Source organism: Dermacoccus nishinomiyaensis (assembly GCF_900447535.1).
GTDB classification, from domain to species: Bacteria; Actinomycetota; Actinomycetes; order Actinomycetales; family Dermatophilaceae; genus Dermacoccus; species Dermacoccus nishinomiyaensis.
This window is the reverse complement of sequence record NZ_UFXX01000002.1, coordinates 305,534-326,813: the sequence shown is the minus strand read 5'-3', so window position 1 is coordinate 326,813 and position 21,280 is coordinate 305,534. Positions and strand designations below refer to the sequence as shown.

Below are 21,280 nucleotides of genomic sequence, written 5' to 3'. Positions count from 1 at the left end.
GTCCGGCCGTCATGCGGGGCTCAGAGGATGAGGTGACTCAGGGCAGCATCCACGACAGGGCGTGCGCCTGCAGGTAGACGAGCGTGCACAGCACGAGCAGCATGCCGAGCGACCACAGCACGACGGCGCGGAAGATCTTCGACTCCTTGCCCTGCAGGCCGACGGCTGTCGCCGCGATGGCCAGCGACTGTGGCGAGATCATCTTGCCGACGACTCCACCGGAGGTGTTGGCCGCCGTCATGAGGTGCGGGTCGAGCCCGGCCTTCTCCGCGGCCGTCTGCTGCAGCGTCGAGAACAGGGCGTTCGCCGAGGTGTCCGAGCCGGTGACGGCGGTGCCGACCCAGCCGAGCACGGGCGACAGGAACGCGAACCACGCGCCCAGCCCGGCGACGAACGTGCCGATCGCGATGGTCTGGCCGGAGAAGTTCATGACGTAGGCGAGCGCGAGCACCGACGCGATCGTCAGCGCCGAGAAGCGCATCGTGTAGAAGCAACGCCCGATCTCCTTGAACGCCTCACCCAGCGTGAGCGGGAAGCGGCCGCCGCCGTCACGCAGGGAGTAGACGATCGCGACCATGAGCCCGGTGAGGAACAGCAGCGTGCCCGGGCTCGACAGCCACTGCAGCGTGTAGACGGTCGAGGAGATCGACTTGCCCTTGGCGTTGACGAGCTCGCCGTTGAGGCCCGGCCAGGGAATCTTGACGTCGGTGGCGCTGAGCTTCGCAGGGATGTCGACGCCCAGCTTCCACAGCTTCGCGATGCCGAACACGACGACGACGAGCAGATAGGGCAGCACGGCCATCCAGATGCGGGAGGCGCTGAGCGCCTCGGCGGGAACGGGCGCTTCGATGTCGAGGCTGCGACGCACGTCGTCGGCGCCCTTGGGCTTCCAGAAGCGCAGCAGGACGATGGCGGCCGCGAGCCCGACGAGCGAGGCGACGACGTCCGTCAACTCGTACGAGAAGTACGTCGAACACCACCACTGCGCGATCGCGAACGCGCCACCGGTGACGAGCGCAGCGGGCCACGCCTGGACGAGCCCGCGCTTGCCGTCGATGATCATCATGAGGAAGAAGGGAACGGCTATCGCGAAGAACGGTGCCTGGTGGCCGACGACGGCACCGATGTGCGCGGGGTCGAGGCCCGTCAGGTTCCCGGCGGTCGTGATCGGGATGGCGACGGCGCCGAACGCCACCGGCGCCGTGTTCGCGATGAGGCACACGACGGCCGTCTTGAGCGGCTTGAGCCCGAGGGCGAGCACCATCGTCGCCGTGATGGCGACCGGCGCGCCGAACCCGGCGAGGGCCTCGAGAAGGCCGCCGAAGCAGAACGCGATGAGCATGGCCTGGATGCGAATGTCGCCGCCGCCGATCGCGTCGAAGATCGAGCGCAGGTCGTTGAAGCGGCCCGAGATGACGGTGACCCGGTAGAACCACAGCGCCATGACGACGATCCACACGATCGGCACGAGACCGTAGACGGCGCCCTGTGTCGCCGACAGCAGGGCGAGGTGTGTCGGCATGCCGAACGCGACGACGGCGATGACGAGCGAGACGACGAGGCTCGCGAGGCCTGCGACGTAGGCGCTGGCCTTGGCGATCAACAGCATCGCGAAGAACGTGAGGAGGGGCAACGAGCCCACGAGAGCGGACAGCGCCAGGCTGTCGCCGACGGCGTCGGGGGTCGCGGTGTAGGTGATCACGCGGACTCCTTGCGGGGTGGGGAGGCTGGCTCAGCTTTGGTCGGACCATTATTGGTCAGACCAAACTGTACATGATGCAGGTCACATCGACGTGATGCAGCTCTCGTTGCGTCTCGGACGGGGAGGGTTGTGGCGCGGCCGGCGCGAGCATGACGAAGCCCGGCATCAGTGAGGACCGATGCCGGGCTCGACCGGGCGGCGAGTGGGTGAGCGACAGACTGCGTGCGGCGTCAGCCCCCGACGATGCGCGGCGCGCCGCGGTAGGCGCGCACGTGGTTCCACGCCGCGATCTGCGCGTACGCCTTGTGCTTCGGGTTGCGCTCCCCGTCGTACTTGAGCGGGTCGGCCCAGCGTCCGCGCTTGACGAGCGCCGCGGCGGCGTCGCGCTCTGCGCCCTTCGGCAGCAGACGCGCGATGGTCTGCGGCGGCAGGACGGTGTAGACGAGGTCGTCGGACGGCGCCGGCGCGGTGACGGGGGAGTTCTCGACGAGGTCGCTGACGAGCTGCTCGGCGACGTTCGCCCCCGAACCGGTGGCGTAGTAGCAGTTGCGTCCGTAGCGCGGGTTGACCTCGAAGAACTTGACGGAACCGTCACGCGGGTCGCGGATGGCGTCGAGGTTGGCGAAGCCGTGATAGTCGGCCGTCTCGAGGATGCGGCGCGAGGCTTCGACGACGTCGGGCATGTCCTGCACGACCTGGACGTCGGGGATGCCGAGGTAGGCCGGACGCGGATCCTGCAGGAGCACCCGCGACGTGCGCGCCAGCGTGATCTCGCCGTTCTTCGCGCGGTACATCGTGACCGACAGGATCTCGTCGCCGGGGATGAGATCCTGCGCGAGCATCTCGCCGGTGAAGCCCGCGTCGACGAGGCGGGTGATGAGCGCGTCGAGCTCGTCGCGCGAGTCGACCTCGTACAGCTTCTTCTTGCCCGGCATCGACAAGGCGTTGTGCAGTGCCGAATCGGCGGGCTTGACGATGATCGGGTAGGGGAAGGTGACGTCGTCGGCGCTCGGGCGCCCGGTGGCGAAGTCGAGGACGACGGTGCCCGGCGTCGCGACGCCCGCCTCGGCGCAGACGGCGTTGAAGTGGTTCTTGTCGGAGATGCGCTCGAGCATCGCGGGGCTCTCGTGTGGCACGACGACGTTGGTGCCGAGCGTGTCGCGCTTCGCCGACAACGACTGCACGTAGCCGTCGTTGTTCGTCAGCGGAATGATCGTCAGATCGGGGTTCTCAGCGGCGATACGGCGGATCTCGGTGAGGACGAGGTCGTGGTCGTTGATCGCGGCGAACCCGAGTTCTCGCGTGTCGTGGAACAGCGTTGAGTCGGCCGTCGCGCCCGTCGTGAACGGGACGACGAGGACGCTCGTCAGGCCGTAACGCTCGTGGAACGCGCGCGCCAGGGCGTAGCCCGAGAGGGTGAAGTCGAGCACGACCGGCAGCACCGCGGGAGTGCCGCCCTGACCCGGCGTCGCACCGCGTGCGGGGCCGGCGACCTTCGCGGCGAGGGCGGTGGCGGCGCACGAGGCGGTGCGCATCGTCCGCGACGGCAGGCTGTGAACGGTGCTCGGACCCTTGCTGCGGGCGTCACGCACGAGGGCCTTGGCCTTCGTCGACGCACGGTACGCGGAGAGCACCTGCGGGCGCACGACGAGATCCCACGGGCCCGGGACGTCACGCGCGCCGTCCTTGCCGAACTTGAGCTTGAAACCGTCGAGCGAGCTGAGCGCGGGCGCGCGGTCGCTGCCAAGACCCATGAAGTCGAACGTCGACGCGCCGCGGCTCTTCGCCGCGAGCATGCACTCCCAGACCATGCGGTTGGCAGCGAAGCTCTTGCGGGCGGCCGCGCTCGTCGCGGCGTAGAAGTAGCGCGCCTCGCCGTCATAGATGGTGACGAGCGCCCACGCGACGACGGCGCCGCCCGCAGAGGTGTCTCGCACCGTGTAGAGGCGGCAGATGTCGGGGCCGAGCTGGGAGAGCATGTTGAAGTAGAACTGCGCGGGACGCAGGTCGAAGTGGCCGCGTTCGGCGGTCTCGGTGAAGACGGGGAAGACCTGCTCAGCGAAGTCCTGTTCGCTGATGCCCGTCTCGTCGGTGAAGACCAGGGCGTCGTTCTTGAGCCCGTACCGCAGGTCACGGCGGCCGTTCTTCGACATCGACACCATCAGCTCGTCCTCGCTGAGCGAGAGGTCGAGCACGAGCGTACGGTCGTAGAAGACCTCGGTGAGCGGCTCGGTGAGGTCGGGCGCCGCGTGCGTGGCGTGCAGGCGGACGAGTGCCGCCTTGGGGTGCTCGGCCTTGACGTACGCGGCCAGGGCGTCGCGCAGGGCACGCTCCTCAGCGGCGCTGGGCGCGGCGTGCGTCAGCCAGATCGGGGCGAACTTGCCCCACAGCTGCACGAGCGCGCGGCCGGCGAACTCCGTCAGGCTCAGTGCGGCGACGTGGGCGCCCGCGGCGTCGTGGACGAGCAGGTAGCGCCAGTGACGGCGGCCCGGCAGCGAATCGTCGTAGCGCGCCCACTCGGGCGACTGCTCGACGGGCACGCGCGCGCCCGCGTCGTGGATCGTCCGGACGAACTCGTCAGCGTCGACGGCGACGATCGAGTAGGGCGAGGTCGTGGCGAGGCTCGACTGGGTGGGCGACATGGTGGCGTAGCGCTCCGAAGGTTGGGGACATCGGCTTGCCGCCAGCCTACCGGCGCCCCCGCTCCCACCCCGTCAGGCACGCATGGGGCCCGCCCCATCTGCGTTTTTCGTTCACATTCGCTCAGAGGCGCGAAGGTGGACGCGGTTCGCCGATGGGGACGCGAATCGCGAAGGTGGATAGGAATCGCAGGTGGGTCAGGGGGCGAGGATGGCGTCGCGCAGGACGTCGAGGCCGACGCCGCCGATGTCGAGGGCGCGACGGTGGAAGGCCTTGAGGTCGAAGGCTGCGCCCTCGCGACGACGCGTCTCCTCGCGCAGCGACAGCCACAGGCGCTCGCCGATCGAGTACGACGGCGCCTGCCCCGGCCAGCCGAGGTAGCGGTCGAGCTCGAAGCGCAGGAAGCCCTCGGCCATGTCGGCGTGCGCCGACAGGAATGCCCACGCCTTGTCGTACGTCCAGGCGCCCCCACCAACCTCGGCGGGAGCCTCGAAACCGCAGTGCACGCCGATGTCGACGATGACGCGCGCGGCGCGCAGCGACTGCCCGTCGAGCATGCCGAGGCGGGTGGCGTCGTCCGTGTGGAAGCCGAGCTCGTCCATGAGGCGCTCGGCGTACAGGGCCCAGCCCTCCGCGTGCCCGGATGTCCACGACCCCATGCGGCGCCACCGGTTGAGCAGGCCCGAGCGGTACATCGTCTGCCCGATCTGCAGGTGATGGCCGGGGACGCCCTCGTGGTAGACGGTCGTCAGTTCGCGCCACGTGCCGAACCGTTCGACGCCCTTCGGCACCGCCCACCACATGCGTCCGGGGCGGGAGAAATCCTCGCTCGGGCCGGTGTAGTAGATGCCGCCCGAGGACGTGGGCGCGATCATGCACTCGATGCGACGCACCGGGTCGGGGATGTCGAAGTGCGTGTCCGCCAGAGCGCTGACGGCGGCGTCGGCGCTCGCCTGCATCCAGGCGCGCAGCGCGTCGGTGCCGTGCAGGGCGTACGCGTCGTCGGCGTCGAGGGCGGCCATCGCGCCCTTGACGCCGGCGCCGGGCGCGATGCGTTCGGCGAGGCGCGACATCTCGTCGGTGATGCGCGCGAGTTCGTCCTGACCCCAGCGGTAGGTCTCCTCGAGGTCGACTCGCGCGCCGAGGAACTCGCGGCTGTGCAGCGCGTACCGCTCACGCCCCACCCCGTCGTGCTCGGGCGCGCGCGGCAGCAGTTCGTCGCGCAGCCGCGCCCCTGCGTCGGCGTAGGCCCGCGCGGCGAGCGCGGCAGCCTCGCGCACCTCGTCCTGCACCGCGCTGGCATCGCCACCACCCTCGACGGCGGCGCGCTCGGCGAGCGAGAGGAAGTACCCGTCGCGTCCGCCGTGCTCGGCGCATTGCTCGCTGCAGCGTTCGATCTGGCGCTGCGCCGCGACGATGCCCTGCGACGCGGCGTGATCGAGCGACGCGAACCAGCCGTCGAGCGCCTCGGGGACGGCGCGCAGCCGGTGCGCGATCGTCTCCCAGTCCTCGTCGCTGTCGGTCGGCATGAGGTCGAAGGTGTCGCGCATCATCTGCAGCGGCGACGCGATGACGTTGAGGTCGGCGAGGTCGTAGCCGGCGTCATGGATCTCCTCGGCGAGCTCGAGGCGCTCCTGCAGCGCGGCGAGCGTCACGGCGTCCACGTCGTCCTGCGCCGACGCGGTGCGCAGCGCCGACAACGTCGAGCGACGCAGATCGGACGCGGCCGCGTAACCGTCGGGGGAGAAGTCGTCGAGCAGATGATCCTGGCCCGGGATGCCGAGCGCCGTTGCCTCGATCGGCGACAGCGCGACGGACGCGTCGAGGTAGCCGTCCGCGATCTCGTCGAGACGGGTCGTGGCGCGGGGCTCGCTCGAGGTGCTCATGTACCGATCCAACGCGACGCACGTCACAGCGCGCAAGTACATTGACGCCCATGACGACGCCGCCGATGAGTCCATCTCACGCCGATCCTGACGCCCGGCCCGCTGCGGCGGGTGCTGTGAAGGCAGCGGCAGCGGGGCAGAGGGCGTCGGCCGAGGCCTCGGCATCGGGCTCGGAGGAGCAGGCGAAATCCACCGCGACGACGGCCGCGTCACCGACATCCGGCTCGGCGGAGTCCGCGAGCTCCACCGCGGCGTCCACGGACTTGGCTTCCACCTCAGCGGCGCGGGCCGACGCCACGTCACCCACCGCAGGTGGAGAGCTCGTCGTCGTCGGTGTCCAGATCGGCCGACCAGAGGTGTGGGATGCGAAGAAGCACCTCACGGGGATGCGCAAGCGACCCGTCGCGAGCATCGGCGTCGCCGACCCCGGCACGCGCGAGGCGGGTGGTCGCAGCGGCGTCAGCGGTGACCACGTCGGTGATCTCGAGCATCACGGGGGCAGCGAGCAGGCGGTGTACGTGGTCGCGCGTGAGGAGCTCGACCACTGGGGCGCCGAGCTGGGGCGTTCGATTCCCGACGGGGCCTTCGGCGAGAACGTCACGACGCGGGGCGTCCGCGTCGACGACGCCGTCATCGGCACCCGCTGGCGCATGGGCACGGCGCTGCTCGAGGTGACCGGCCCCCGCGTTCCCTGCCGAACCTTCGCCTGGGCGATCGACGAGCCGCACTGGGTCAAGCGCTTCACCGACCACGGACGGCCCGGCGCGTACACCCGCGTCGTCGAGCCCGGAACGATCACGGCGGGCGACATGGTCGACGTCGTCGACATGCCCGAGCACGGCGTCACCGTCGTCGACGTGTTCCGCGCCTACACCGGCGGTGCCCGCGCGATCATCGAACGCGTCGTCGCGGCCGGCGTGCTGGCGCCGCGCTACCAGGCCAAGCTCGAAGCCAAGCTGCGCTGAGCGTCATTGCCCGCAATCGCCGCATCTCTGACGCGATTCCGGGCAACGATCATCCGCCGAAGGCGAGCCTCAGCGCGGCAGGCGCGATTCGGCCCAACTGCGCGGACGGGCGTGGCGGACGTGCGCGGGGCGTCCCCACATGGAACGCACCGGGGCGGGTGATTCAGTGCCCGACGCCGCAGCCGCTCGCGCCAGGACGACAGCAGTGACGGCGGCGATCTCCTCGTCGGTCGGCGCGCCGCTGACGAACCGGATCGTCGGGCGCGGGCTCTCGGTTGCCTCGCTCACAGCGGGATGTTTCCGTGCTTCTTGGGCGGCAGGTCCTCGCGCTTGTGACGCAGCGCCCGCAACGCCTTGACGACCTGGACGCGCGTCTCGTGCGGCGGGATGACCGCGTCGACGTAGCCGCGGTCGGCTGAGATGTACGGGTTGGCGAGCGTGTCCTCGTACTCGGCGATGAGCTGCGCGCGACGCTTCTCGACGTCCTCGGCGCTGCCGTTCTCGGCGACCGCCGTCAGCTCCTTGCGGTACACGATGTTGGCCGCGCCCTGCGCACCCATGACGGCGATCTGCGCCGTCGGCCACGCGAGGTTGATGTCGGCGCCGAGGTGCTTGGACCCCATGACGTCGTACGCACCGCCGTACGCCTTGCGCGTGATGACGGTGACGAGCGGCACCGTCGCCTCCGCGTAGGCGTAGAGCAGCTTCGCGCCACGGCGGATGATGCCGCCCCACTCCTGGTCGGTACCGGGCAGGAAGCCGGGCACGTCGACGAGCGTGAGGATCGGGATGTTGAACGAGTCGCAGAAGCGGATGAAACGCGCCGCCTTCTCGCTCGCGTTGATGTCGAGCGTGCCGGCGAGCTGAGCCGGCTGGTTCGCGACGATGCCGACACTGTGCCCCTCGACGCGCGCGAGCCCGCAGATGATGTTGGGTGCGAACAGCGGCTGCACCTCGAGGAAGTCGGGGCCGGAGCCCGCATCGTCAGGATCCGCGGGGTCGACGACGGCGGCGATGACGTCGTTCATGTCGTAGGCGAGGTTCGCCGAATCGGGCACGAGCGTGTCGAGCGCGCGGTCGGCGTCGGTGATCTCGAGGTCGGCGGTGACCTCGAACGAGGGCCCCGGGTCCATGTTGTTGCTCGGCAGGTAGCCGAGCATCGCCTTGACGTACTCGATCGCGTCGTCCTCGTCGCTCGCCATGTAGTGCGAGACGCCGGAGCGCGAGTTGTGCGTGTGCGCGCCGCCGAGCTCCTCGAAGCCGACGTCCTCACCCGTCACCGTCTTGATGACGTCAGGGCCGGTGATGAACATGTGCGACGTCTGATCGACCATGACGGTGAAGTCGGTGATCGCGGGGGAGTAGACGGCGCCACCGGCGCAGGGGCCCATGACGAGCGAGATCTGCGGGATGACACCGCTCGCGTGCACGTTGCGACGGAAGATCTCGGCGTAGAGACCGAGCGCGACGACGCCCTCCTGGATGCGCGCGCCGCCCGAGTCGTTGATGCCGATGACGGGTGCGCCGAGCTTCATCGCGAGATCCATGACCTTGCAGATCTTCTCGCCGAAGACCTCACCGAGGGAGCCGCCGAAGACCGTGAAGTCCTGACTGAACACGCAGACCGTGCGCCCGTCGACCGTGCCGTAGCCGGTGACGACGCCGTCACCGTAGGGGCGGTTCTTGTCCTGCCCGAACTGCGTCGAGCGGTGACGCGCGAGGGCGTCGAGTTCGACGAACGAGCCCTCGTCGAGCAGCCGTTCGACGCGCTCACGAGCCGTCAGCTTGCCCTTGGCGTGCTGCTTCTCCACCGCGCGGGCCGAACCGGCGTGCACCGCCTCCTCCGTGCGGTTCGCCAGATCCTTCAACCTTCCGGCCGTGGTGTGCAGATCGAGGGAGGTGTCCGGGGGCACGTCGTCGAGCGTCATGGGCGACAGCCTAACCTTGTCACGTGACCTCGAACACGAACTCGTCAGTAGCCTTTTCGCCAGGGATGGCGCGGGATCTGCGTGCCGACGGGTGGGCTCGCGTCGACCTGTTCGACGAGGTCGATTCGACGAATGTGGTCGCCCTCGACGCCGCCGAGCGCTGGCACCTCGTGGCCGCCCATCGCCAGCGCGCCGGGCGCGGACGCCTCGATCGGGCCTGGGTGACGCCCGCGGGCGCCGCCGTCACCGTCTCGATGACGCTGCCGCTGCCACGGGACGCGGCGACGTGGGGTTGGGTGCCGTTGTTCGTCGGTGACGCCGTGCGCGCCGCCCTCGCGCAGCTGGCCGACGAGCGCGGGGCGGACGTCGAGTTCGTCACGAAGTGGCCCAACGACGTCCTGGTGTGGGATGACGACGGCGTCGAGAGCGGCGCCGACGCCGACGCCGGCCCGGGCACCGGCGGGGCGAGCGGCGACTGGCGCAAGGTCGCCGGCGTCCTGTGTCAGGTGGCGTCGGGCAACCTCGTCGTCGCGGGCGTCGGGGTGAACGTGGCTCAGCAGCGCGGCGAGTTGCCCGTCGACACGGCGACGTCGACGTCACTCGTCGGGTTGGACGCCGCGCGTGACGAGGTGCTCGCGGCCGTCGCTGCGCACGTCGCCCGTGCCGCGCGTGCCTGGTGCGAACCCGTGGTGCTCGCGGCCGCCCGCGAGAGCGTGCGTCGACACTGTCGCACGATCGGCAGCCTCGTCGACGTGCACACCCCCGACGGCAAGGTGGCGCGGCGGCGAGGCGTCGGCATCGACGACGGCGGGCGGCTCGTGACGACCGCTCCCGGCGAGCGTCCAGGCTCAGCGCCTACGATGGCGTACTCGGTGGCGGACGTCGTGCATGCCCGCCTGGGCGGCCGCGCGGAGGCCGGCGAGCCACACGGGCGGAACGCCGACGAGTGATCGGTACGAGGCAGAAGGCGAGACGTGATGGCTGACCCGGTGTCCCACCTCGATTCCGACGATTCGATGTTCATCGACGCGGTCGAGCGACGCCTCATGGGCGCGCCGCGCCGCTACAAGCGCCGTGACCTGTCGACGCACGCCGGGGTCGACGCCGACGACACCCGTCGCGTGTGGCGCGCTCTCGGTTTCGCCAACTCGCGTGAGGCGGACGTCGCGTTCTCCGACACCGACCTCGACGCCCTGCGCGCGGTGTCCGCGATGACGGCCGCGCACGATCTCGACGTCGACACCCTCCTCGGGCTGGCGCGTGCGCTGGGGCGCACGACCGATCGACTCGCGATGTGGCAGGTGCAACTCGTCGTCGACATGCTCGCGCAGCGTGACGGCGGCCCGCGCGGCGGCAAGCCCCTCGCCCGCGCCGCAGCGGAGGAGATGGCGAGCCTCGTCGACGACCTCGAGCCGTTGCTCCTCTACGTGTGGCGCCGCAACGTCGGCGTCGCCCTCGCGCGCCTGCTGGCAGACGCGCAGCCCGAGACGCACCTCGGTGTCGTGCGCACCGTCGGTTTCGCCGACCTCGTCTCCTTCACGCGCCTCGCGCGTCAGCTCAGTGAGAGTGATCTCGCGGCGCTCGTCACGCGGTTCGAGGCGGTCGCCTCGGACATCGTCAGCGAGCACGGGGGCGCCGTCGTCAAGACGGTCGGTGACGAGATCCTCTTCTCGCACCAGGACCCGGAGGGCGCCTCGCGCATCGCGCGTGCGCTCAAGGAGATGTCGGAGGTCGACGACCTGCTGCCGCAGATGCGCGTGGGTCTGTCGACGGGTCGTGTGCTCGCGCGTCTCGGCGACATCTACGGCACGACGGTCAACCGCGCCGCACGCCTGACGAACGCCGCCGCGGCGAGTCAGATCCTCGTCGACGAGGCAACGGCCGACGCGCTGCGTCACGACCCGGAGTCGACGCTGCGCGCGCACGAACCGTTGGAACTCGCGGGTATCGGCCTCAGCGCGGCCTGGATCCTGCTCTGACGGACCTTTCTGAAGCACTCTGCTCAGGACGAATCCTGCTGGACGGATCGGGCGTCGGACGCCTGCGGGTGAACGCCAGGTGACGATTCGGCGACAAAGCCCTGCTGTATACATTTCTGTCAAGTCGGCTGGATGGGCAACTGACAATTCGTCGGTCCGCAAGGCACCGCAGGGTATGCCGGGCTGCCTATAGTCGTGCTCATGAACGACGTCCTGGTCGCCCGCGGGGGTTTCGGCGACGACACGGCTCTCATGCGCATGAGCCACGCAGCACACCTCTCGGTCCGCACCGTGGAGGGCACGCTCGAAACCGTGACGCCCGAATCCGTCGGAACGGCGACCGCGTGCATCGTCTTCGCGGCGAACTGCCGCCGCGTCGACGGCGACGCCGACCTGGGCGGCGGCGCCACGGCCGCGCCCGACGGGGTGCGCGAGAGCGCCGCCGCCGTGCGCACCTCTTCCCGCCGGCATCCGGGTGTGGCGTTCGTCGCTGTGCTCGACGACGCGGCGCTCGTCGGGGACGTCGAACGCGCGGCCGCGACCGTCGCGCTGCTCGACGCGGGGGCCGACGACGTCATCTCGTGCGCGATCACGCCGGCGGAGCTCGAAGCGCGGGTCAGCGCCGCGGTGCGCCGGGTCAACCGGGCGCAGGGCGGACCGCGGCTGGTGGCGAACGCCGCCGAGGGGAGCCCACCCCACGTGGACGCGGCGCGGCGCGAGCTTGTCGGCGCCGGCGGGCGGGCGGTGATGACCGCGAAGGAAGCCATCGTCATGGGGGTGCTCGTCGGGCGGGATGACGTCGTCAGTCGCGCAGAGTTCGAGGCGGCGCTGTGGACGGGCCAGTGGCGTGGCACACCCAAGGCGGTCGACATGCACATCGCCAAGCTGCGCCCCAAGCTGCGGGTCGCGACGGGCGGGCAGTGGCAGATCGAGACGGTGCGCGGCGCGGGCTTCGTCCTGACGCGGCGCGAGGGCGAGGCCCTCGAGTCGGTGGGGGTGGGCCTCGCCCACCCGGCGACGCCCGCCTGACGACCGCGCCACGCGCGTGACGAATCCGCCGGATAATCTTGGCGCGTGAACCAACCCCAGCCCCATGCGCGCAACGCCACCGAGCCGGACGCTGCGACGCCCGACACCCAGCCCGCCCGCGAGGCGCGCCGCGCGCCGGGCGGATTTCCCGTCGTCGGCATCATCGGCGGCGGCCAGCTCGCCCGCATGTGTGCCGCCCCCGCGGCCGAGCTCGCGCTGACGTTGTCCGTCTTCGCCGAGTCCGACGACGCCGCAGCCGCGCTCGTCGTGCCGCATGCGCCTGTCGGTGACTACCGCGACGCCGAGCAGGTGCGCGAGTGGGCACGCGGGTGCGACGTCGTGACGTTCGATCACGAGCACGTGCCCGCCGACGTGCTCGCTGCGCTCGAGGCCGACGGCGTCGCGCTGCACCCGCGCCCGAGTGCGCTGCGCTTCGCCCAGGACAAGCTCGCGATGCGTCAGCGCCTCAGCGACCTCGACGTGCCGTGCCCCGCCTGGGCTCCCGTTTCCACGAGCGACGAGTTGAGCGCGTTCGGCGAACAGCATGGCTGGCCGCTCGTGCTCAAGACCCCGACGGGCGGGTACGACGGCAAGGGCGTCATGCTCGTGCGCACCCCCGACGACGCGGACGCCTGGTTCGCGCAGGCTGACGGCGCGCCGCTGCTCGCGGAGGAGGCCGTCGCGTTCGAGCGGGAGATCGCCGTCATGATCGCGCGCAGCCCGAGCGGCCAGGTCGCCGTGTGGCCCGTCGTCGAGACCGTTCAGGTCGACGGCATCTGCACCGAGGTCCTCGCCCCCGCCCCGGACCTGAGCGACGACGCTGCCGAACGCATCACCTCCGCCGCCATCACGATCGCGCGCGAACTCGACGTCACGGGCGTCATGGCCGTCGAGCTGTTCGACGTCGGCGGCGGCGAGTTCGTCGTCAACGAGCTCGCGATGCGCCCGCACAACTCGGGACACTGGTCGATGGACGGCTCCGTCACCGGTCAGTTCGAGCAGCACCTACGCGCCGTCCTCGACCTGCCCCTCGGCGACACGCGCGCGCGGGCACCGTGGACGGTCATGGGCAACGTGCTCGGCGGCGAGTACGAGGAGTTGTACCCCACCTACAAGCACCTCATGGCACGTGATCCCGGCCTCAAGATCCACCTCTACGGCAAGGGTGTGCGCCCCGGCCGCAAGATCGGGCACGTCAACGTCTTCGGCGACGACCTCGTCGGCCTGCGCGCACGAGCCCGCCACGCCTGTGACTACCTCCAAGGAACGGTGACCGAATGAGCGACGCGACCACCCCCGACGTGACGACGAACGCTGCGGGTTCGGCGACCCCGGCCACGAGCTCGACGACCCCCACGAGCGCGACGCAGCCGGCGAAGGCGCCCGTCGTCGGGCTCGTCATGGGCAGCAACTCGGACTGGCCGACGATGTCCGCGGCCGCCGATGTCCTCGACGAGTTCGGCATCGGCTACGAGGCCGACGTCGTCTCGGCGCACCGCATGGCGCACGAGATGGTCGAGTACGGCACCCGCGCCGCGGAGCGCGGCCTGCGCGTCATCATCGCCGGCGCCGGGGGAGCGGCGCACCTGCCGGGCATGCTCGCGTCGGTCACGACGCTCCCCGTCATCGGGGTGCCCGTGCCGCTGAAACACCTCGACGGCATGGACTCGCTGCTGTCGATCGTCCAGATGCCCGCCGGCGTGCCCGTCGCGACGGTCTCGATCGGTGGTGCGCGCAACGCGGGCCTGCTCGCGGCGCGCATCCTCGGCGTCGGTGACTCGGACGAGGCGTGTCGCATCGCCGCCCAGATGATGCAGTTCCAGGCGAGCCTGCGCGACGAGGCCCACGCCAAGGGCGAGGCGCTGCGGCGCGAGGTCGCCGGACGTCAGGCCTGAGTGCCCCGATGTTGCCCGGGCCTGGCGGCGCCGGCGCCCCGAAACCCGGGCAACATCGACGGAGAGGGGCTGCCGCCGCGACGTACTGGCGGGTAGCATGCCGGTATGGCTGCTAACCCTGACTTCGACCTCTACAAGATCTCCGAGGAGCACGAGGCGCTCCGCGAGGCCATCCGCCCCGTCTGCGAGAACAAGATCGCGCCGCACGCGGCCGACGTCGACGACAAGTCGCGCTTCCCGCAGGAGGCCCTCGACGCCCTGATAGAGGCCGGCATGCAGGCGCCGCACGTGGACGAGCAGTACGGCGGCATGGGCATCGACGCCCTCGGCACGTGCATCGTCATCGAGGAGGTGGCCCGCGTCTGCGCGAGCTCCTCGCTCATCCCGGCCGTCAACAAGCTCGGCTCCATGCCCGTCATCCTCGGCGGCGGCGAGGAGATCAAGGCGAAGTACCTACCGAAGCTCGCCTCCGGTGAGGCGATGTTCTCCTACGGTCTGTCCGAGCGCGAGGCCGGTTCCGACACCGCGTCGATGAAGACGAAGGCCAAGCGCGACGGCGACCACTACGTCCTCAACGGCCAGAAATCGTGGATCACGAACGCCGGCGAATCCGAGTTCTACACGGTCCTCGCCGTCACCGACCCCGAGGGTGAGCGCGGGCGCAACATCTCCGCGTTCGTCGTCGAGAAGAGCGACGAGGGCTTCAGCTTCGGTGAGCCCGAGCGCAAGCTCGGCATCAAGGGTTCGCCGACGCGCGAGCTGCACTTCGACAACTGCCGCATCCCCGCCGACCGCATCGTCGGCGCCGAGGGCGAGGGCCTCAAGATCGCGCTGCGCACCCTCGACCACACGCGTGTGACGATCGGTGCGCAGGCCGTCGGCATCGCGCAGGGCGCGCTCGACTACGCCGTCGGCTACGTCAAGGAGCGTCAGCAGTTCGGCAAGGCCATCGCCGAGTTCCAGGCCATCCAGTTCATGCTCGCCGACATGGCGATGAAGGTCGAGACGGCCCGTCAGATGGTCTACGTCGCGGCCGCGAAGTCGGAGCGTCAGGACGCCGACCTGTCGTTCTTCGGCGCCGCTGCGAAGTGCTTCGCCTCCGACGTCGCGATGGAGGTGACGACCGACGCCGTCCAGCTGCTCGGCGGCGCCGGCTACGTCAAGGACTTCCCCGTCGAGCGCATGATGCGCGACGCGAAGATCACGCAGATCTACGAAGGCACCAACCAGATCCAGCGTCTCGTCATGGGCCGCGCGGTACTCAAGGGCTACTGAACCCAGCCCTGACGACGAGTGCGGGCCGCAGCTGACCTCAGCTGCGGCCCGCACTCGTCCTCCGTGCCTCGCGCGCTGCGACGACGCACCGATATTCTTCCTCACGGGGCGACCCGGTGTCCTGCCGGCCGCGTCACGGACAGGAGTGGCGTCAGTTGGAGACGACGAACCGCTTGTTCGAATGCCGGGGGTTCTCGAGCTCGTCGATGATCGCTACGGCCAGATCCTGGCTCGAGACGCTCACGCCGATCATGTGGTCGTCGGACGTCTCGTAGTGGCCCGTGCGCTCGCCGGGGGCGAGGACGGGAGCGGGGGAGACAATCGTCCAGGTCGGTTCGGGCGAACCGTTCCGGAACATCGCGAGGGCCGTGCTCGCGGCCTCCGCCTCGGGACGGAAGTCGGCGGGGAAATCCTCGCCCTCCAGCAGCGGACGGTCGTTCGCGTCGAGCGAGCTACCGGCGCCGCCGACCATGAACAGGCGGGCCTCGAGCGGGGTCGCCGCAAGACGCTCGTGCGCCGCGAGCCACGCCTCGGCGCTCGTCGAGCGTGCGGGCGGCACCGAGACGACGACTGCGTCGACGTCCTTCGCGAGGCGGACGACGGCGTCCGTGTCCTCGATCGAGGCGACGACGTCACCCGCACCGGGCCGCGTCGACACGCTGACGATCTCGTGGCCGCGCGAGCCACCCTCGCTGACGATGGCCGAGCCGAGCATGCCCGTGGCGCCGAACACTGCGATCTTCATGGTGATCTCCTTCGTGGGGATGAATGACAGCACCAACCACCAGTTGGGGTGGATTGTTCCCCGCCGGCCGACGACGCGCCTCGTCGTCCCACCGCTCTCAGGCGACACCGACCGACGAGGGTGGCCCCACCCCGAGCGGGGTGAGGCCACCGTCACGAGGTTCAGTTCGCCGTCGTCTTCTTGACGAAGGAGGAGGTGTCGCCGTTCTCCTTGATGGCCTTGAACAGCTCGGCCGAACGCGTCGCGTCCCATTCGACGGCCTCGCCGGCGGGGGTGGGCAGCGCCGCGTTGCCGGTGGGCACGACGACGGAGTTGCCGCCGTCTCCGGAGAACTTCTTGAGGTTCCACATCGTCTGCAGGCCCTGCATCATCGACATGCCCTTGTCGACCGAGAGCCCCTGCGCGCCCGATTCGCCGAGGCCCTTGAGCCTCCACGGCACGAGCAGGTTGGAGGGCGAGCTGATCTCCTTCATGAGCGCCGCGAGGAACTGACGCTGACGCTTGGCGCGCCCGAGGTCGCCCTCCGGGTCGGAATAACGGGCTCGCACGTACCCCAGGGCCGTCGGCCCGTCCATCTGCTGGCACCCCTTCTTGAGGTTGATGTGGGCCTTGGGGTCGTTCATGTCGCGGGCGACACAGATGTTGACACCGCCGACGGCGTCGACGACGGAGGCGAACCCGCCGAAACCGATCTCCATGTAGTTGTCGATGTGGATGCCGGTGTTCGTCTCGATCGTCTTGACGAGCAGCTGCGGGCCGCCGATCGAGAACGACGCGTTGATCTTGTTCTTCGCGTGCCCCGGAATGGAGACGTAGCTGTCGCGCGGGATCGACATGAGGGTCGGCTTGTCGCCGCCCGTGTGCAGGATCATGATCGAGTCGGTGCGCTGGCCCTCCGCGTCACCCGTGCCGAGCTTCTTCTTCTGCTCGGTCGTGAGGCCACTGCGCCCGTCTGATCCGACGATGAGCGTATTGTGGCCCGCGCCCGAATCGGCGAGGTGCTCCGAGGGGATCGCGTCGACCTTCTGCACCTTGCCCCACGCGGACATGCCGGCCCAGACGAGGCCGCCGACCCACAGCAGGAGCAGCACGAGCACCCCTGCGACGATCTTCTTGCCGCGCCCGAACCGGCCGCGTGGACGAGGCGGTTCCTCGCCCGAGTCGCCCGGCCCGCCGGGGCCACCCTGTGCGCCGGGGCCGCCCTGTCCGACGGGGCCGCCCTGTCCGACGGGGCCGCTGGCTCCGGCGGGTCCGTGAGGGCCGCCAGGACGGAGGTCGCGGTGGGGGCCGCGCTGGGCGTCGACGTCACGGACATCGGGCCTCACACCGGCGGCGCGAGCGTGCCCGGACGCGGCGGCGCCCGCGGCCCCGGCCGCCGCACCACCTCCGATGACGCGACGTCGCACGCCCTGGCGGGGGGCATCCTCCTGCGGCATGGCGCGCGTGGAGTCGCGGCCCGGGGCATCTTCCTGCGGCATGGCACGGGTCGAGTCGCGGTCCGGGGCGTCGGGTGAGGTGCGGCGGCGCTCGTCGGCGGAGGCCGCCGAACCTGCGGCTGCAGCACCTGCGCCCGCCGAACCCGCGGCTGCAGCACCTGCGCCCGCCGAACCTGCGGCTGCAGCACCTGCGCCCGCCGAACCCGCGGCTGCAGCACCTGCGCCCGCCGAACCTGCGGCTGCAGCACCTGCGTCCGCCGCGGCAGCGCCTGCAGCACCTGCGCCCGCCGCGGCAGCGCCACCGGGACGCCTCGGAAGACGCCCCGCCGGGCGGCCGTCACCGGTGCGGGCGTCGCCGTCACGGCGCTCGCCGATGCGAGCCTCGGTCGGGCGGGCGTTCGAGGCGCGGGGATCGCTCCAACGGCCTGCGGGGCCCGCGTTGTCGCGCCGCGCGCTGCGCACGGGGATCGCCTGGGCTCCTGCGACGTCCTGGTTTCGGGGCCTGCCGCCGGGCGTCGGGCGTTCCTGCGGCGGAAGCTGCTCCTGTGGGTGGGGACGTCGGGCGACGGCGTCACGGGGTGCGGCCGGCCCACGGTCGGCATCGGGCGCGCGACGGGATGCGTCGGGCCGCCGCTGAGGTTGTTCGGCCCCGCGGCGGGGACCTTCGGCGTCGCGCGGTGTGTCAGCGCGCTTCGGCATCGCGCGTCGATTGCCCTTCGAACGGCGCGTGTCGACGACGAACGCGTCGTGCTCGCGAGGGCCGCCATGCCCGTCGGGGCGGGGGCGGGGCTGACGAGGGTCACGGGGATCATTCGGCTGCGGCACCCCTCGAGGTTAGACAACTGCGCTGTGATTTTCGGGGCAGCGCCACGCGGGGCGAGCAGGTCGGGGCCCCGCCGCCCGCGCCCTGGCCCCCGGTAGGCTGACGAACGCATCCGCGCCGCCGTGGGCCCAGGACGGGGCCGCCGACGGCGCACCGAGCTCGATCAGGAGACGTCGTTCCGTGTCAGATGAGCATTCGCCCGCCGCACAACCGGCCGGAGCCGACGACGGGGAACGTCGCGGCATCTCCGTCTTCATGCCGATCCTCGACGAGGAGAAGCACCTCGCCGAGTCGGTGCGCGCCATCCTCGCGCAGGAATACGACGGCCCGCTCGAGGTCGTCCTCGCCATCGGGCCGTGCCACGACCGAACGTGGGACGTCGCGCGCGAGCTCGCAGACGCCGACGATCGCATCACCCTCGTCGAGAACCCCACGGGCCGCACGCCGGACGGCCTCAACGCCGCGCTCGCTGCGACGCGCCACGACATCCTCGTACGCGTCGACGGCCACGGCATCCTCTCGCCGGGCTACCTGCGCACGGTCGAGCGGCTGCTCGCCGAGACGGGCGCCGCGAACGTCGGCGGCATCATGGACGCTGAGGGAACGACCGACTTCGAGCAGGCCGTCGAGTGCGCGATGAAGTCGAAGATCGGCGTCGGGGGCGTGAAGTTCAAGCAAGGCGGTGACGCCGGCGCGGTCGAGACGGTCTACCTCGGCAACTTCGCGCGCGAGTGGATCGAGCGCGTCGGGATGTACGACCCGCGCTACACGCGGGCACAGGACTGGGAGATGAACTACCGCATCCGCCGCGCGGGCGGCACCGTCTGGTTCACCCCCGAACTGCGCGTCACCTATCGTCCGCGGGCGAGCTTCAAGGCGCTCGCCAAGCAGTACTTCGAGTACGGCATGTGGCGTCGCGTCGTCGCGCGTCAGCACAAGGGGTCGATCAACCTGCGCTATCTCGCGCCGCCCGTCGCGGTCGTCGGTGTCGTCGGGGGTGCTGCGCTCGGCGCGTTCTGGCGCCCGGCGCTCGCAGCGCCGCTCGGGTACGCGGCCCTCGTCACCGCCGGAGGCGTGCACGCGGCGCGCGGGCGCGACGCGGCCGTCGTCGTCCGCATGCCGGCCGTGCTCGCGACGATGCACCTGGCCTGGGGCCTGGGCTTCCTCACCTCCCGCGTCGAGCTCGAACCCGCCGAACCGGGGCAGGCCCCGCGAGCCTGAGCGAACTCCCAGCGCGTGCTCGGTAGGCTGAGATGCCTGCGTCGTGGCACCGCCAGGTGCCGCTGCCCTCGAGCCGGTGGGCGAAGCAGCTGGTCAGCATGAAGGAAGACATGAACTCATCGAACCGCTTGGCGCGGATCTGGGACCATCGAGCGACGCTCGACACCCTCGTCCGACGTGACCTTCGCGTGCGTTATTCGCGCTCGGCGTTGGGTTACCTCTGGACCCTGATCGACCCCCTCGCCATGGCGCTGGTCTACTCGTTCGTCTTCGGCGTCATCTGGGCGAGCGACCCCTCACCGGGTGAGCCGATGGCTCAGCGGTTCAAGAACACCGACGGTGTGCCGATCGTGCTCTTCATCGTCGCCGGCATGCTCGCCTGGAACTGGTTCAACAACGTCATCAACGAGAGCGCGCGAGCGCTCTACGCGGAGCGGTTGCTCGTCCGCTCGACGAACCTTCCGCGCGAGTTGTGGGTGGCGCGCGTGGTCATCTCCAAGGGCATCGAGCACCTGCTGTCACTGCCGATCCTCATCGGATTCATGCTCTACTACTGGGCCAACGGGGAGGTGCAGCTCAGCTGGGAGCTGGTGTACTGGATCCCGGCGCTGCTCATCCAGTTCATCCTGCTCATGGGCATGGGCCTCGTCATCGCCCCGGTGGCAGCGCTCGTCGACGACTTCATCCGGATCGTCCGCATCATCCTGCGCGTGCTGTTCTACCTGACACCCATCATCTACTCGATCCATCTGCTCGCCGAGAAGGCCTCGCAGCACGGGTTCGGCTGGGCGACGACGCTCATGCAGATCAACCCGCTCACCGGCATCATCGACATGTACCGGGCGGGCTTCGTCAGCGAGCACGGCCCCGACTGGCACAGCTGGATCTTCGCCTTCGTCCTCTCGCTCGGGTGGCTCGCCTTCGGCTCCTGGGTGTTCCGCAAGCTCGAGCCCGCGATCCTCAAGGAGATCTGAGATGCCCGTCGAATGGCAGACCCCCGAGGGCAAGCCGGTCATCGAGGTCGACGACCTGGGCGTCGAGTTCCTCAAGGGCCGCAAGCGCAACCTGTCGCTGCGCGAGATCATCTACAAGCGCAAGACCTCCTACGACAAGGAGACGTTCTGGGCGCTGCGCAACGTCTCGTTCGACGTCGGCCGTGGGGAGGCCGTCGGTCTCGTCGGGGCCAACGGTGGCGGCAAGTCGACGCTGCTCAAGATGATCGCCGGCACCTTGCTTCCCGACGAGGGCTCAGCGCGCATCCACGAGGGCGTCGCCCCGATGATCGAACTCACCGGTGGCTTCATCGGCGAGTTGTCGGCTCGCGAGAACATCTACCTCATGGCCGGCCTGCACGGCATGAAGAAGGAGACGGTCGACGAGCGATTCGACGACATCGTCAAGTTCGCCGGGCCGCAGGTGCAGCGGGGGCTCGACCTGCCGTTCCGCCACTTCAGCTCCGGCATGCAGGTGCGGCTAGGCTTCTCCGTCATCACGCAGCTCGACGAGCCCATCCTCCTCGTCGACGAGGTGCTCGCCGTCGGCGACCGTGCCTTCCGCGAGCAGTGCTACGAGCGGATGGAAGGGCTTCTCGCCGAGGGACGCACGCTGTTCCTCGTCAGCCACTCCGAAGGTGACCTCACGCGCTTCTGCACGCGCGGCATCTACCTGCAGGGCGGCACCCTCGTCGGCGACGGGCCGATGAAGGAGATCATCGACCGTTACAACAAGGATCTCGACGCCGGCGTCAGCTGACCTA

The 21,280-nt window shown here is 70.3% G+C and carries 18 protein-coding genes; 10 read left to right on the top strand and 8 right to left on the bottom strand.

Annotated elements, in window-relative coordinates:
• Window positions 1-37 precede the first annotated feature (37 nt).
• From DYE07_RS13320 to DYE07_RS13305, 4 genes are all read right to left on the bottom strand, one after another.
• Complete coding sequence (locus DYE07_RS13320; RefSeq protein WP_006947397.1) at window positions 38-1,702, bottom strand: L-lactate permease; 1,665 nt, start codon at window positions 1,700-1,702, stop codon at window positions 38-40.
• Window positions 1,703-1,932: 230 nt separating this feature from the next.
• Window positions 1,933-4,344 carry a GNAT family N-acetyltransferase gene (locus DYE07_RS13315; protein WP_115297257.1) on the bottom strand — a complete coding sequence of 804 codons (2,412 nt, stop codon included), beginning with the start codon at window positions 4,342-4,344 and terminating at the stop codon, window positions 1,933-1,935.
• Between the two features lie 195 nt (window positions 4,345-4,539).
• Window positions 4,540-6,228, bottom strand: a complete 1,689-nt coding sequence (locus tag DYE07_RS13310; RefSeq protein WP_006947330.1) for a DUF885 domain-containing protein — start codon at window positions 6,226-6,228, stop codon at window positions 4,540-4,542.
• Between the two features lie 76 nt (window positions 6,229-6,304).
• Entirely contained in the window at window positions 6,305-6,487 is a 183-nt protein-coding gene (locus tag DYE07_RS13305; protein WP_147286944.1) for a hypothetical protein, read from the bottom strand.
• Window positions 6,488-6,491: 4 nt separating this feature from the next.
• Here DYE07_RS13305 and DYE07_RS13300 point away from each other — a divergent pair, with 4 nt between their 5' ends.
• Window positions 6,492-7,193, top strand: coding sequence for an MOSC domain-containing protein (locus DYE07_RS13300; RefSeq protein WP_237723754.1), 702 nt, complete (start codon window positions 6,492-6,494; stop codon window positions 7,191-7,193).
• Window positions 7,194-7,262: 69 nt separating this feature from the next.
• Here the strand turns inward: DYE07_RS13300 and DYE07_RS13295 are convergent, their stop codons facing one another.
• Together DYE07_RS13295 and DYE07_RS13290 are read right to left on the bottom strand one after the other, a co-directional pair.
• Complete coding sequence (locus DYE07_RS13295) at window positions 7,263-7,481, bottom strand: acyl-CoA carboxylase epsilon subunit (RefSeq protein WP_198274712.1); 219 nt, start codon at window positions 7,479-7,481, stop codon at window positions 7,263-7,265.
• Window positions 7,478-9,121 (bottom strand): acyl-CoA carboxylase subunit beta, encoded by a 1,644-nt coding sequence (locus DYE07_RS13290; RefSeq protein ID WP_074041074.1) that lies wholly within the window; start codon window positions 9,119-9,121, stop codon window positions 7,478-7,480. Before DYE07_RS13290 ends, DYE07_RS13295 begins: the two co-directional genes overlap by 4 nt.
• 23 nt (window positions 9,122-9,144) lie before the next feature.
• Between DYE07_RS13290 and DYE07_RS13285 the strand changes: the two genes are divergently transcribed.
• The 6 genes from DYE07_RS13285 to DYE07_RS13260 all read left to right on the top strand — a co-directional run bounded on the left by DYE07_RS13285 (window position 9,145) and on the right by DYE07_RS13260 (window position 15,299).
• Window positions 9,145-10,071, top strand: a complete 927-nt coding sequence (locus tag DYE07_RS13285; RefSeq protein ID WP_147286943.1) for a biotin--[acetyl-CoA-carboxylase] ligase — start codon at window positions 9,145-9,147, stop codon at window positions 10,069-10,071.
• 27 nt (window positions 10,072-10,098) lie between these two features.
• A complete protein-coding gene (locus DYE07_RS13280; RefSeq protein ID WP_006947388.1) occupies window positions 10,099-11,100 on the top strand; it encodes an adenylate/guanylate cyclase domain-containing protein in 1,002 nt (333 codons plus the stop codon).
• Window positions 11,101-11,301: 201 nt separating this feature from the next.
• Window positions 11,302-12,129 carry a winged helix-turn-helix domain-containing protein gene (locus tag DYE07_RS13275; RefSeq protein WP_051806030.1) on the top strand — a complete coding sequence of 276 codons (828 nt, stop codon included), beginning with the start codon at window positions 11,302-11,304 and terminating at the stop codon, window positions 12,127-12,129.
• 45 nt (window positions 12,130-12,174) lie between these two features.
• Complete coding sequence (locus DYE07_RS13270; protein ID WP_038568993.1) at window positions 12,175-13,410, top strand: 5-(carboxyamino)imidazole ribonucleotide synthase; 1,236 nt, start codon at window positions 12,175-12,177, stop codon at window positions 13,408-13,410.
• Entirely contained in the window at window positions 13,407-14,024 is a 618-nt protein-coding gene (purE, locus tag DYE07_RS13265) for a 5-(carboxyamino)imidazole ribonucleotide mutase (protein ID WP_038568991.1), read from the top strand. Before DYE07_RS13270 ends, purE begins: the two co-directional genes overlap by 4 nt.
• A 105-nt stretch (window positions 14,025-14,129) precedes the next feature.
• Complete coding sequence (locus DYE07_RS13260) at window positions 14,130-15,299, top strand: acyl-CoA dehydrogenase family protein (protein ID WP_115297253.1); 1,170 nt, start codon at window positions 14,130-14,132, stop codon at window positions 15,297-15,299.
• Window positions 15,300-15,450: 151 nt separating this feature from the next.
• Here DYE07_RS13260 and DYE07_RS13255 read toward each other — a convergent pair whose 3' ends face one another.
• Window positions 15,451-16,044, bottom strand: a complete 594-nt coding sequence (locus DYE07_RS13255; RefSeq protein ID WP_237723752.1) for an NAD(P)-dependent oxidoreductase — start codon at window positions 16,042-16,044, stop codon at window positions 15,451-15,453.
• Between the two features lie 161 nt (window positions 16,045-16,205).
• Window positions 16,206-17,942 (bottom strand): LCP family protein, encoded by a 1,737-nt coding sequence (locus DYE07_RS15265; RefSeq protein WP_237723751.1) that lies wholly within the window; start codon window positions 17,940-17,942, stop codon window positions 16,206-16,208.
• A gap of 541 nt (window positions 17,943-18,483) precedes the next feature.
• On the opposite strand from DYE07_RS15265, the gene DYE07_RS13240 reads away from it, so the two are divergent.
• From DYE07_RS13240 to DYE07_RS13230, 3 genes are all read left to right on the top strand, one after another.
• Window positions 18,484-19,524 (top strand): glycosyltransferase family 2 protein, encoded by a 1,041-nt coding sequence (locus tag DYE07_RS13240; protein WP_006943585.1) that lies wholly within the window; start codon window positions 18,484-18,486, stop codon window positions 19,522-19,524.
• Between the two features lie 110 nt (window positions 19,525-19,634).
• Window positions 19,635-20,498, top strand: a complete 864-nt coding sequence (locus DYE07_RS13235; protein ID WP_074040692.1) for an ABC transporter permease — start codon at window positions 19,635-19,637, stop codon at window positions 20,496-20,498.
• Between the two features lies 1 nt (window position 20,499).
• Window positions 20,500-21,276 (top strand): ABC transporter ATP-binding protein, encoded by a 777-nt coding sequence (locus DYE07_RS13230; protein WP_006943597.1) that lies wholly within the window; start codon window positions 20,500-20,502, stop codon window positions 21,274-21,276.
• Window positions 21,277-21,280: the final 4 nt, after the last annotated feature.

Coding starts and splice junctions, on each gene's coding strand:
- DYE07_RS13315 (WP_115297257.1), bottom strand. CDS start 4,344: ATGTCGCCCACCCAGTCGAGCCTCGCCACGACCTCGCCCTACTCGATC.
- DYE07_RS13310 (WP_006947330.1), bottom strand. CDS start 6,228: ATGAGCACCTCGAGCGAGCCCCGCGCCACGACCCGTCTCGACGAGATC.
- DYE07_RS13290 (WP_074041074.1), bottom strand. CDS start 9,121: ATGACGCTCGACGACGTGCCCCCGGACACCTCCCTCGATCTGCACACC.
- DYE07_RS13280 (WP_006947388.1), top strand. CDS start 10,099: ATGGCTGACCCGGTGTCCCACCTCGATTCCGACGATTCGATGTTCATC.
- DYE07_RS13275 (WP_051806030.1), top strand. CDS start 11,302: ATGAACGACGTCCTGGTCGCCCGCGGGGGTTTCGGCGACGACACGGCT.
- purE (WP_038568991.1), top strand. CDS start 13,407: ATGAGCGACGCGACCACCCCCGACGTGACGACGAACGCTGCGGGTTCG.
- DYE07_RS13260 (WP_115297253.1), top strand. CDS start 14,130: ATGGCTGCTAACCCTGACTTCGACCTCTACAAGATCTCCGAGGAGCAC.
- DYE07_RS13255 (WP_237723752.1), bottom strand. CDS start 16,044: ATGAAGATCGCAGTGTTCGGCGCCACGGGCATGCTCGGCTCGGCCATC.
- DYE07_RS13235 (WP_074040692.1), top strand. CDS start 19,635: ATGAACTCATCGAACCGCTTGGCGCGGATCTGGGACCATCGAGCGACG.
- DYE07_RS13230 (WP_006943597.1), top strand. CDS start 20,500: ATGCCCGTCGAATGGCAGACCCCCGAGGGCAAGCCGGTCATCGAGGTC.